We start from the raw sequence: 12,903 nt of genomic DNA, 5'->3' as shown, positions 1-12,903 counted from the left end.
GTAAACTAATCTTTCCAAGGACGCGACATTGAACGCGGCCTGGGGCTTGCCGCTTGGCTTCCCGAAGTTCTCAAGACTTCTCGGCGACGTAAACGGTGAGTTTGTCGCCGCCGAGGCACGGGTCTTAGCCTATGTCTTTTTCGGTAATTCGGCCACACGGGCAATGAGTGTCGGATCCTGCACCGCCGCCAGACGCTCCTTCGGCTGCAGCCATTTCACTGCCTCTTCAAGAGAAGCCGCTTCTCCAAGTTTGGCTTGGGCGAGCGCCCATTCGGGCGTGATCTGCCCTCGGGGGCGTTTCGGTCCCAACGAGAGGAAGGCTGAATGGAAAGCACGGAATCGCGCATCGTTATGGACCACCGTCAAGGCATTGGAAACGTGCCCTGAAGCCGCCGCAAGCTCTTCGCCAAGCACATTGCCGCGTTCGACGACCTTAGGCTTGTCATGTTCTTCAGGCGTGAGGAGAAGACCCACACGGCGGAGAGCAAGACCAAGACCGAGCAGGCCCGTGCTCCATGACAGGACAATCGCCAATAACAGACCGACAATGGTCGGTGACATCCAGGCGATGAGTGAAGGGGAGATCATATAGCCTGCGATCAGCGTTACCACGCCCATGACGACATGGGACCGATGCCGGCGCACGATTGCCTTGAAGGGGATCGAGCCATCGTCGCGTCTCTGCGGATCCCAGCCTGTATCAAAGCCGAACGCGAAATGCATGACATGGCCGGTCTGGATCAGCATCATGATCGGTGCGAGCAAAGCCGAGAAGATGATCTCGAAGAACGTGGAGATCAGGAGAGGCAGGGCGCCACCGCTGCCACGCCGGGTTTTGCCTTGTGTCAAGGCGAGGATCAGGCCGAGAAATTTCGGGGCGAGCAGGATCGCCATGGTCAATGTGAAGAGTTCGAGCGACCGTTTCGCATCAAACACAGGCCATGTTGGAAAGAGAGTGAACTGGTTGGTGAAATATTCCGGCCGAATGTAACTCGCTTGAATCACCAGAATGATACCGATGATCAATTGCGCCATCCATAAAGGCGAGGCGACATAAGCCATGATGCCGGTTGCGAAATGCTGACGCGAGGCGAGATGGAAGCCGGCCGAACCGATCACCCGCAGATGTTGCAGATTGCCCTGGCACCAGCGCCGGTCGCGGGCCGAAAGATCGATGAGGGACGGCGGGGATTCTTCGTAGCTGCCGTCGAGGGTAGGCAGCATATAGACGCTGTAGCCGGCCCTGCGGATCAGGGCCGCCTCGACGAAATCATGGCTGAGGATCAAGCCGCCGAAAGGCGGGCGGCCCTTGAGTGTCGGCAGGCCGCAATGACCGGCAAAGGCTTTGATGCGAATGATCGCATTATGGCCCCAATAATTGCCGTCGCGCCCCATCCAGGCGGCGACGCCGGCAGCGATGACGGGACCATAGATACGCGCGGCAAATTGCTGCAAACGGGCGAACAACGTGTTGCGATTGACGATCAAGGGCAGTGTCTGGATGATCCCGGAATCGGGGTCGGCCTCCATTGTCGCGGCAAGTGTGACGATGGCATGGCCGGTCATCAGGCTATCGGCGTCAAGCACCACCATATGCGCGTATAGGCCACCCCACCGGGTGACGAAATCCTCGATATTACCGGCCTTGCGGGCTGTATTCTTGGGGCGGTGGCGATAATAGAGGCGCGGCGCTGACCCGAATTTCGACGCAAGCCGCTCGCGCATAGCGATGAAAGCCTGTTCTTCGGCGATGAAAATATCGGGGTCGGTCGTATCTGACAGGAAGAACCAGTCGAAGGCCTGACCCAGCCCGGTGGCTTCGACATCCTCGAAAATTGCTTGCATGGCGCCGAAAACACGGGCCGGTGCCTCATTGTAGATCGGCATCACGACGACGGTCTTTTCACGCAACGTTTTTGGCGTCGGCGTATCGGCCGGCGGACGCACGAAGAGCCAGATAAAGCCGACGATGCTCCCGGTGAAGGCGAGCGCAATCCAAGAGAAATTGGCGACGAACAGAACGAGCAGGACCCATTCCAGCGGCGTCACGCCGCCGAGGCTCACCACTTGATACATTTGCCAGGCGCCATAGGCGGTTAAGGCAAGGCCGCCGCCGAAAACGATGAGGCGCGCGAGCCAAACCCAGAACTGGGGCCGGTTCTTTTGCCAGGAACGGCGTTGAGACCGATCATAGCGACCAAGGTTTTGTGCCGGCATGGTGAGGGGCATCTCTGGCGGCGTTGCCGCGAAGGGAGAAGAAAGGATCGCCTCTTTTCCCTCGGCAGCCTCGAGATCTTGCCACAACGTTTGATCGGCCAGATGAGCGTGGTCGGTGAATGTGTTCAGGGCGTCCATCGGTAAAGCCAGGTCTCGCTGATCGGAACTCCCGCAACCTCAAGCACGAGGCGCATTTCCGAAGTGGTTTCAGTGCCGGGATCCAGTTCGAAGACAATGCGATAGGATTGCCGTTCGGGCAGCGCGAATGTGCGCATGTCGAGGATCGTGCCCGGCGTGGCGGTCAGATTTGGTTTCACGTCCTTGATCTTTTGCGGATCGGCGAGGCCGGGGCCTGTGAACTGGACAAGGAAACGGCGCCGCCGCGCCGCTGAGCCATGCCCTTGACGCGAAGCCGTGGTGATCGCCAGGGGAGGACTGACGGGGGGAGTCCAGCACCAGAATTGCCGGTAGGCGAAGGAGGTCTCGCTGCCCGGTGCCAAGGCCTGACGCGGCTGCCAAAAGGCAAGGATGTTGTCGTTAATCTCGGCATCCGAGGGGATTTCGATCAATTGCAGGGCGCCGGCAGCCCATTCGCCGATCGGTTCGATCCACAGGGAGGGGCGTGTTTCCCAATGCTGAAAATCATCCTGAAAAGCGTCAAAAGCACGGTCGCGCTGCAAAAAACCAAAACCATGCGGTTTTTCGTCCGTGAATACGGAAATCTGCAAGGTTTCGCGATTGGCCACGGGCCGCCACAGCCATTCGCCTCGGCCGGACAGCATCGCAAGGCCGCCGACTTCGCTGACTTGTGGTCGCAGATCGTCCATATGGCGTTGGTCGACGGGCGCGAGAAGATGCGCACCGGTCATGGTGGCAAGGCCGAAACGGTCGACATTCGTACGGGCAAAAAGCGTGCATTCCGTATCGATGATCGTCGCTTCACTGGGATGCAGGGTGAAGCGATAGGCGCCGGCAACGCTTTCTGAATCGATCAGGGCATGGAGCGTCAGGGCATTTTCGGCGAGGGTCGGGGTTTCGATCCAGATGGCGCGGATCGCCGGAAATTCCTCGCCGCGCGGATCGGCGGTTTTGATCGATAGGGCTCGCGCGGTCACGCCCTCGCTCTGCCCGCGGGCTATCGCATGGAAAAAACTGGCGCCTTGAAAGGTCGCGAGCGCCCCGAAATTCTGGGCATCTTGCGGCACCAAGATCCGAAACCCGGAAAAACCAATATCTCCCATCGCGTTCGGCACGGCGAGTTTGCCAAAGGCGAATTGAGCCTGATCATAGACGAGGCGGCGTGCGGCGCCATGCTCGACAATATTGATCTCCATGGGGTCGGAGAAGATAAAGCCGCGATGCAGAGGCTCGATCGCGAAGCCGAGATTGTCTCCCGCCCAAAGGGCCGTGCCCGGCTTCGCATAGATGGTGCCGTATTGATCATGGCTGAGCGCAGCGAAAACATCCGGCAGCGGCTGACGGAGCGGCTTATAGGCTTGACGGGCAAGCGCGCGGGCGGCCTCCGTGACATTGGCGGGCTCGAAGGGCTTGGCCTCGCCGAGGGTAAAGCCGGAGGATGGGCTTTTGGGAGCTGGTGTTGTCGCTTCCTCGGCGTTGGCGCTGCTGGCGAGAGTAAAAGGTGAAGTATTCTTCCCGTCTCGGCCGAGGCCTGGAGCCAATTGTCCCATGGCGACGCCGCCAAGGGTGAATTTCAGGAAATCCCTGCGTTCAATCATGGGTGCGATAAACTAAGGCTGGAAGAGGCTGATTCTGTCTCTTTATAGTCGATAAACGGCAAGGATATGATCCTTTTTCACTCGGCAATTTTGCGGCCGATCTCCGATATGACATCGATGGTCGCGTTCCAGCCCGCATGCCCATGGGTGACAAACCGCTTTTGCATGAAGAAAACATTTTAGCGCTTTCACCTGAATTTCGGGTTAAAGGCTCGTTCATCGGCCTTGTGCGAAGCTTGCGCATCAGATGCTGGAGCGAACGGTTCGTCGTGCTTTTTGAGAATTCAATATTTTCAAATCAATATGGCCTTATGCTAGCCGTGCTGTGTTTTAATCGGGAAGCAAATGCGGCGCTCTGGATCTTTGACCGAATTGAAGGCTCGATGCTTCAGGAGAGAGTAATTTGACCGAGCAAACCGCCAAATCGGGGCGCCGCTGTCTTGCCGTCGTCTTGGCCGCGGGACTCGGATCGCGGATGAAATCGGCACAGCCGAAAGTCCTGCATGCCCTGGCTGGACGCTCCATGCTGGCGCATGTGCTCGCGACCCTGCGGGAAGCCGATGTCAGCGACATTGTCGTGGTCGTTGGACCGGATCAGGAAGGCGTCGCTCAGGAAGCCGCCGCGATGATCCCTCATGCCACGATCGCCATTCAGGCCGAACGTCTCGGCACGGCGCATGCCGTCCTGGCGGCGCGTAAAAGCCTGGAGAAAGGATTCGATGATCTGCTGGTCGTCTTTGCTGACACGCCCTTGGTGAGCGCGGAAACCTTCATCGCCATGCGCGCGGTGCTGGCTGAGACAAAAGCCGCAGCCCTGGTGCTCGGGTTTGAGGCGGCCGATCCGACAGGCTATGGCCGTCTCATTCTCGAACAAGGTCAATTGATTGCCATTCGGGAGGAACGCGATGCCGATCCATCGGAACGCGCGCTCACTTTATGCAATGGCGGTCTGATGGCGCTTGCGGGGGAGCAGGCTTTGGGCCTCTTGGATCGAATCGGCAAGGCTAATGCGCAGGGGGAATATTATCTCACGGATATCGTGGCCCTGGCGCGCGATACCGGGCAAGAGGCTGAGGTCCTGATCGTGCCCGAGGATGAAGTGATGGGCGTCAACGACAGGGTTCAACTGGCGCGGGCCGAAAGCCTTTTGCAGGACCGTTTGCGTGAGAAAGCCATGCGCGCAGGAGCGACGCTCATCGATCCGGCCAGCATCTTCCTGAGTTTCGATACGCAACTCGACCGTGATGTCATCGTCGAGCCGCATGTGGTTTTCGGTCCGGGTGTCACCATTGGCGAGGGCGCGCGCATCAGGGCTTTCTCGCATCTTGAGGAAGCGAGGGTCGGGGCAGGGGCTATCATCGGACCCTTCGCGCGGCTGCGGCCAGGCGCGGATTTGGCCGAGGCCGTTCACATCGGCAATTTCGTGGAGATCAAGGCCACCAAGGTCGGGGCAGGGGCCAAGATCAACCATCTTTCCTATATAGGGGATGCGAGTATCGGCGCGAAAACCAATATTGGAGCTGGCACGATTACTTGTAATTACGATGGTTTCGGTAAATTCAAGACTGAGATCGGGGCTGGAGCCTTCATAGGCTCCCAGACTGCGCTGGTCGCGCCCGTCAAGGTGGGCGACGGCGCCTATGTCGGGACGGGCTCGGTCATTACCCATGATGTCCCGGAAGATGCACTCGCCATTGCGCGGGAAAGGCAGATCGACAAGCCCGGTTGGGCTAAGGCCTTTCGTGAGAAATATAGAAAATGACATAACTCTCGTGCAAGTCTCGTCTGATCTGTTGGGCTTGCGGTGACGGTTTTACCGCTCTTGCTGTTTGTTAGTCCTTCCCGGATCTGTTGCCCGTTTCAATTTCCCTTTGGAGGATGGATTCCTTTGAAGGCCAAGCAGGATTTTCTTCATGTGCGGCATCGTCGGTATCCTTGGCCAGGGTCCTGTTGCTCCGTCCCTGGTTGAGGCGCTGAAGCGGCTTGAATATCGCGGTTACGATTCGGCCGGCATAGCGACGCTCGAGAATGGCAGGCTCGAACGGCTGCGGGCCGAGGGCAAGCTCAAGAATCTGGCACAAAAGCTCGCCTCGCATCCACTTTCTGGCACCAGCGGCATTGGCCATACGCGCTGGGCGACCCATGGCAAGCCGACCGAGAATAATGCGCATCCCCATGCCAGCGATAAAGTCGCGTTGGTGCATAATGGCATTATCGAGAATTTTCGCGAGCTGCGCGCGGAGCTCAAGGCGAAGGGCCATGTTTTTTCGACGGATACGGATTCTGAAGTCGTCGCGCATCTCGTCAGTGAAGCCATGCGAGAAGGGCTGAAGCCTGTCGATGCGGTCGCTGCGAGCCTGCCGCGTCTCAGAGGGGCTTTCGCGCTCGCCTTTCTGTTCGAGGATGAACCTGATCTTCTGATCGGTGCGCGGCGAGGTTCGCCGCTCGCGGTCGGTTTTGGGACGGAGGAAGAGCCAGGGATCTATCTCGGCTCCGATGCCCTGGCGCTCGCGCCCTTCACCGATACTATTACCTACCTCGAAGATGGCGACAGCGTTGTCCTGACCCGTTCCAGAGCGACCTTTTTCGACGCGGGTAACCAGATCGTGGAGCGTCGCAAAATCAAGACGCAGGCCGGAGCCTTTCTCATCGACAAGGGCAATTATCGGCATTTCATGGCCAAGGAGATCCACGAACAGCCGGAAGTCGTCGGCCTCGCCCTGGGGCACTATCTCGATTTCTCCGCGGGCCGTGTCGCCCTACCGTTTGCGTTGCCGGTTAATCCTGCCTCGATCGACCGCTTGACGATTTGCGGTTGCGGCACGGCCTATATGGCTGGGCTGGTCGCGAAATATTGGTTCGAGCGCTTTGCGGGGATTGAGGTCAATGTCGAATTGGCCTCGGAATTTCGCTATGCCGAACCTCCTTTGAAGGCGGATGGCCTTACACTTTTCATTTCGCAATCGGGCGAGACGGCGGATGTCCTGGCTTCCCTCCGTTATGCCAAGGCGCGTGGGCAAAAAACAATGGGCGTCGTGAATGTGGAAACATCCACGCTTGCGCGCGAATGTGACCTCGCCGTACCCATTCGCGCCGGCACCGAGATCGGGGTTGCTTCGACCAAGGCTTTTACCTGTCAGCTTGCTGTGCTCGCCAGTCTCGCACTCGCTTTTGGGCGAGAGCGACAGGCCATTAGTGATGAGACAGAGGCAAGGCTTGTCGGTGAACTGATGGCGGTACCAGGGCTCATGGCCGAGGCTTTGCGCAAAGACTCCCTGGTCGAGCAGATCGCTCGTGATCTCAGCCATGCGCATGATGTGCTCTATCTCGGGCGTGGCACGGCCTATCCTTTGGCGCTCGAAGGCGCGCTCAAGCTCAAAGAACTTTCTTATATTCACGCGGAAGGCTATGCGGCCGGCGAATTGAAACATGGTCCAATCGCTTTGATCGATGAAACAATGCCGGTGATTGTTATCGCTCCGCCGAGCCCGGTGCTTGAAAAGACGATTTCCAACATGGAGGAAGTCGCGGCGCGTGGCGGCAAGCTCATCCTGATCGGAGAAGCCGGGCTTGCGCGGGATGTCGCCGATGAAGTCAAGCGCTCGCTCGTTCTGTCGCCAATGGCACCAGACTTTGCTGCCATGGTCTATGCCATACCCGTCCAATTGCTTGCCTATCATACGGCGGTGGTCATGGGGAAGGATGCCGACCAGCCTCGCAATCTCGCCAAGAGTGTCACTGTCGAATAATGCTGGAAGGCGTAAAGAGAAGCGATTGATATCAGGCTGTCATTGTCCTTCTCAAAGGATTGTCGTCATTCGAAAGAGTCCAATGATCCTCCTTTATGAGCTCTGAAATGACGCATTGCGTCTGCCGTCCATGTCATGAAGAACGCTAAAAAAATCGTTCTCGCGACCTTTGGCACCCTTGGTGATATTTATCCTTTCATTGCCATCGCTCTGGCAATGAAGGCTCGCGGATTCGCGCCCGTGATCGCCGCACCGGAAATGCATAAGCGTGCAATAGAAGGAGAGAATATCGCCTTCGTGCTCATGCGGCCGCACGAAGACGACATTATACGCGCTCTCGGAGTCGATATTCCCGGCGCGTTCAAGATCATGTTGAAAAATCCGTATTTCATCCTTGATGAAATATACATGCGGTTTCTATCCGAAACCTATGACGACGTAATGCGTGCTGCCGCTGGCGCTCACATCATCATAACGCACAGCTTGTTGGTCGGAGCCCATCAGGCCGCCGAAAAGCTTGGGCTACCTTGCGCGCGCGTGGCGCTTGCGCCCCTTCATTTGCAATCGGCGGCAGCTCCGTCCTTCACGCCGTCCGCACCCTATATTCTCGAGCCGAAATCGCGCGCCATTGTGCACTATAATCGGATCGTGCGGGCGATCATTCGGCTGAGCATCAACATGCGGATGGGCCGCTTGCGTGCGTTTCGCAAAAAGATTGGTCTTCCGCCGACACACGAGGATTTCTTTCTCGATTTCGGAAAGGCCAATAAGGCACAGGCTTTTTTCGGCCTCTTCTCACCGCATTTTGCACCGGTACAGCCGGATCATCCCCAAAACATAAGCACGCCTGGCTTTCCTTTTTACAAACCTGCAGATGCGGATCGACGCGACCTGGGACCGGGATTGCAAGCCTTTCTCTCTGCGGGCGAGCCGCCTATTATTTTTACTTTGGGCTCTTTCGCGCCCGAAGTCTCTGGCGATTTTTATGATCAGAGCCTTCGCGCCGCACGCTTGCTCGGTCGCCGTGCTATTCTGCTGGCGGGTGCAAAGGACGCGACCCGTCTCGCTTCGCGTGTCGGCCCGCATGAATATGTGTGCGAACAGGCTCCTCACAGCCTGTTATTTCCCAAAGGCCTTTGCATCGTCCATCACGGCGGCATTGGCACAACGGCGGAAGCTTTGCGCGCAGGCAAGCCGCAGATCGTGGTTCCCTTCTTTGGTGATCAGCCCGACCATGGAGCGCGCATCGAAAAGCTGGGGCTCGGCCTCGCCATAAAACTGTCCGCCTATGATGAACGTCGAGCCGCCGCAGCATTGCAAAGAATTATCGCCAAGGATTATTTCCAAAAAGCGAAAAGCTTCGTGGAACTGATTGAGGCGGAAAAAGGCGTAGAGACGATCGCCGATTGGGCGGAGAGCCTATTCTAGGCCTTTGGGTCCCTCGGAATGCGGAGTCTTCCCAATAAGGGGGCCGGCTTATCCAATCAGATTGGCCTTACGGCCGGTTCTCTCTGATGGCGCCCGCACGAGTGGAGTTTCTGCACCGGTTTGGAGTGTCGATCGCTTTACAAAAAGGCAGAGTATTCGCGAAGTGCTTGCCGTAAACTAGACCTCCAGGGCGAAATATTTTAACTTGAGAAGCAAAGAGGTTTCGAGGGTTTCCGCCCAGGATTTCCAGATGAATGTCATTCAGAGAAACATACATATTGCTTTAGCAATCTTTATTTCGTTCTGTCTTATCTTTTATATAAGGCTTGGTCTTCCCATTCCCGCTCGGGATTCCTCGAGTTTTCTGCCGACCGCCTTATGGATCGCGAAAGGCCTGGATTGGTTGAACCCGTTGGCGCCGCATCTCGACCTGACGCGTCCAGACAATAGCATTCCTCGTTTTGTCTATCACGGTTGGCTGTATCCTTACCTTATCGGCATTGCGTCGCCCTCGGCCGATTGGATGTCTCTCTTCCTCACAAATTCTCTTTTCATCGCCGCCGAGGCACTTATTTACGCGGTCCTTTTGAAATATGCGACGCATTCACCTTTGTTATTGGTGAGCGCCGTTCTTATCTTTTTTCTCTCGATCTTGAGTTTTTCCTATCGCCCCGATGTGATCGCGACATTTTTGATCTTTCTAATCGCCTTTGTCAGACTTCACTCTGCAAGTACAAATCCGCTTCTTCCCGGGTTTTTATTCGCGCTTCTTTTTCTATCACAACCCAATAGTTGCCTGATCGTCGCTCCTGTTTATGCGGCGTTGGAGTTTGAAAGACAAAAGCCCAAGCAAGCATTGACGACATTGGCCTTTGTCGGTGCCATTGCTTTTGCGCTTATCGCGCTGGCGTTCTTTTTCTTTTATCCGTTTCCGATTGCCGATTGGATCTCCGGGATCGTGAGTCAGGCGGCCTATTTTTCTCAACGAAAAGAATATTTTTCTTTCGTGAAATTTCTCGTGGCAGATCCGGAATTTCCTCTCTTGATCGTCTTCATGGCGATATCGGGGCTTTTTGTTCTCACAAAGCTTTTCACGAATAAGCCGAGGACAGTAACCGTCTTCAGCCGGCTATTGATCGCTTTGACTGTTTCCTACATGTTTTTCACCGCCATCCGCGTGCCTCCGGCGAACTACAATATCATTCAATTCGTGCCAGCAATGACCTATTACATGGTCTATTCGATTGATCGTTATCGCCCCCAGGCAAAATGGTTTTGGCTGTCTTTAACGGCTTTCGTTGTTATTTTTGGTGTTGTCGCCGCATTCAATCTGTCCCGGAAATTGGTCCAGACCATTGTCTCCGCGCAAGATCCCGCGGCCTCTTATGGGCAAAGCGCTGCGCGTATTGCTACAGTGCTTTCCGCTTGTCCCGATGTCGCCGCGGCTTTCAATGTCGCTTTCTCCATGACAACGATCGAACAAATGACCAAGACCCATTTCATTCGCGATCTGAGTGAAATGAATGATCATTCCTACGATGCTTATGTGACCACATTGAATGGCACGTCGTCTGTTCCTGCCATTGAGTCCTTTGAAGTCATCTATGCCAATGAAAATGCGGGAATTCGACTTTTGGGGGTTCCGCTGTCGAATTCCCGTAATGCCTATGGACTAGCGATCCTTTTGAACAAGGACAATCATTGCGATAAAGCGCACCTGCAGACCTTGGCGGCAAAAGAATAGGAGAGAGCTGGTCTCGCTAATGACGAACTGTATTTGTTGTGAAATCGTCATGCCACGCTGAGAAGACGCTTTTGACCTTGTCTCTCCCGTGAATTGGAGGGGACTTTTGCGTCTCCGATTTCGAACCGATCAATTCGTTGTGCGAGCTCCTCGCTTTCCCGCATCAGAGCATGGGCCGCAGCGGTGGTTTCCTCCACCATGGCGGCGTTCTGTTGGGTGATTTGATCCATCTGGTTGATGGCGGTGTTGACCTGATGCAGGCCGGTCGCCTGCTCATGGGCGCTGGCAGCGATCTCCGCGACGATCCGGTTGATCTCGCTGACCTGGGCCACGATGCGGTCGAGCGCCTTACCCGTTTCCCCGACCAGATCGACGCCCTGATTGACCTGTGTGCTCGAAGCCTGGATCAGGGTCTTGATTTCCTTGGCAGCCTCGGCCGAACGCTGGGCCAAAGCGCGGACTTCCGAGGCGACGACGGCGAAACCGCGCCCCGCTTCGCCAGCTCTGGCCGCCTCGACACCGGCATTGAGGGCAAGGAGATTGGTTTGAAAGGCGATTTCATCGATGACGCCGATGATCTGGCCGATCTGGGCGGAGGATTGTTCTATGCCGCCCATGGCTTTGATCGCTTCGGCGACAACGGCGCCGCTCTTGTCGGCATCGGCCTTGGCGGTGGAGACGACATCGCGGGCATGGGTCGCGCCCTCGGCGGTTTTCTTCACGGTAGCGGTGATTTCATCGAGAGCGGCGGCCGTCTCTTCCAGGCTTGCTGCCTGCTGTTCGGTGCGCCGCGACAGATCATCGGTGGCACTTGAAATCTCACTCGTGCCAGAGCGGATCGCCCGCATATGGCTTTGAATGGCAGCGATGCTTTGCCGCATATGCTGGACGGAAATATTGAAATCATCGCGTAATTTTGCGTAATCGGAGGAAAAATTCTCTTCAATGAAGGCGGTCATGTCGCCGGTGGCGATACGCTCCAGCTCTCTCGACAGGCTTCTCACGACTTCGGTCTGATAGGCCGCCGCCTTTTGGCGGGCGGCTTCATTGCGCTGACGCTCCTCTGCGGCCGAGGCTTCGAGCGCCAGATTATCACGCCGGGTTTTCTCAAGCGTCAGGGAATTGTCCTTGAAGATTTGCAGCGCCCGGGCGAGTTCGCCAATTTCATCGGAACGGGTCTGAGCCTCGACGGCGACATTCAAATCACCCGCAGCCAAGGCCTTGGTATTGGCCGCAAGCCTTTGCAGAAGGACGGTGATCTGCTTGCGTATCAGGAACAAGATACCGAGGAGAAGCGAAAAAAGGGGGATGAGAATCAGCAGCAGCTCGAAGGAGGATTGCCAGAACAGGCGATCGATATCATCCATATAGGCGCCAGCTCCGATCGCCCAGTTCCAGTCCGCAATCGGCGAGATATAGGAGGTCTTGGGGTAGGAATTGGTGTCATTGATCTTGTTAAAATAATAGTCGACGTAACCACCACCGGCCTTGGCGGTGGCGATCATGTCCCTCAAATAATATTTGCCGTGCGAATCGACGTCATTGGCGAAATCCTTGCCGATACTGGCCTTGTTTGGATGAGCGATGCGGATCGTATCAGCATAAATGAAGAAATAATTATTGCCATCGAAACGGGCTGGATCGATCGCGGCGAGGGCTTGTCGCTGGGCCTCGCGCTCAGTCATCTCCCCCGCCTTGGCTTTTGCAGCAAAACCCTCGACGATCGAGGCGGCGGTTTCGACAACATGGCGGATCTCTGATCTCTTCTGTTCGATCAGATTGAGACGTGTTCGATAGAGCTCGAAACCAAGGCTTGTCAGGACGACCACAGCCGTCAGCAAGACAATCAGGGAAATAGAACGGCCGATTGAAAGAGAGGAGATGGAGAGCCTCATGATTTTATCCAATTTTAATTTTAAAATGACATTTATAATCAATGGAATCATGCGGCTGGGCCGCTTATTGGTTTATCCAGGAAATGCCTGAACTCTTTTCATTATTGTTAAAATAACAATTCTCTTTGTTTTAT

General features: G+C 56.1%; 8 protein-coding genes. 5 read left to right on the top strand and 3 right to left on the bottom strand.

The features are described from left to right. Positions 1 to 129 precede the first annotated feature (129 nt). Positions 130 to 2,355 (bottom strand): glucans biosynthesis glucosyltransferase MdoH, encoded by a 2,226-nt coding sequence (gene mdoH, locus BIND_RS09140; protein ID WP_012384790.1) that lies wholly within the window; start codon positions 2,353 to 2,355, stop codon positions 130 to 132. Further along, on the bottom strand, positions 2,343 to 3,953 hold the full coding sequence (locus tag BIND_RS09135; RefSeq protein WP_012384789.1) for an OpgD/OpgG family glucan biosynthesis protein: 1,611 nt from the start codon (positions 3,951 to 3,953) through the stop codon (positions 2,343 to 2,345). Before BIND_RS09135 ends, mdoH begins: the two co-directional genes overlap by 13 nt. 143 nt (positions 3,954 to 4,096) lie before the next feature. Here BIND_RS09135 and BIND_RS21295 point away from each other — a divergent pair, with 143 nt between their 5' ends. From BIND_RS21295 to BIND_RS09115, 5 genes are all read left to right on the top strand, one after another. Then, positions 4,097 to 4,360: a hypothetical protein gene (locus BIND_RS21295; RefSeq protein ID WP_148210601.1), complete on the top strand. Its 264-nt coding sequence runs from the start codon at positions 4,097 to 4,099 to the stop codon at positions 4,358 to 4,360. Then, positions 4,357 to 5,715, top strand: a complete 1,359-nt coding sequence (gene glmU / locus BIND_RS09130; protein ID WP_012384787.1) for a bifunctional UDP-N-acetylglucosamine diphosphorylase/glucosamine-1-phosphate N-acetyltransferase GlmU — start codon at positions 4,357 to 4,359, stop codon at positions 5,713 to 5,715. Before BIND_RS21295 ends, glmU begins: the two co-directional genes overlap by 4 nt. 151 nt (positions 5,716 to 5,866) lie before the next feature. Then, positions 5,867 to 7,702, top strand: a complete 1,836-nt coding sequence (glmS, locus tag BIND_RS09125; protein WP_012384786.1) for a glutamine--fructose-6-phosphate transaminase (isomerizing) — start codon at positions 5,867 to 5,869, stop codon at positions 7,700 to 7,702. A 135-nt stretch (positions 7,703 to 7,837) separates the two neighbouring features. Beyond that, positions 7,838 to 9,130, top strand: a complete 1,293-nt coding sequence (locus BIND_RS09120) for a glycosyltransferase (RefSeq protein ID WP_012384785.1) — start codon at positions 7,838 to 7,840, stop codon at positions 9,128 to 9,130. A gap of 403 nt (positions 9,131 to 9,533) precedes the next feature. Further along, entirely contained in the window at positions 9,534 to 10,874 is a 1,341-nt protein-coding gene (locus BIND_RS09115) for a hypothetical protein (RefSeq protein WP_148210600.1), read from the top strand. Between the two features lie 47 nt (positions 10,875 to 10,921). On the opposite strand, the gene BIND_RS09110 is transcribed toward BIND_RS09115, so the two are convergent. Beyond that, positions 10,922 to 12,769: a methyl-accepting chemotaxis protein gene (locus BIND_RS09110; protein ID WP_012384783.1), complete on the bottom strand. Its 1,848-nt coding sequence runs from the start codon at positions 12,767 to 12,769 to the stop codon at positions 10,922 to 10,924. Positions 12,770 to 12,903: the final 134 nt, after the last annotated feature.

This window comes from Beijerinckia indica subsp. indica ATCC 9039, from assembly GCF_000019845.1.
In the GTDB taxonomy this organism is placed as follows: Bacteria; Pseudomonadota; Alphaproteobacteria; order Rhizobiales; family Beijerinckiaceae; genus Beijerinckia; species Beijerinckia indica.
Note: the sequence above shows the minus strand (reverse complement) of the source record. Positions and strands in the feature narration are given on the sequence as shown.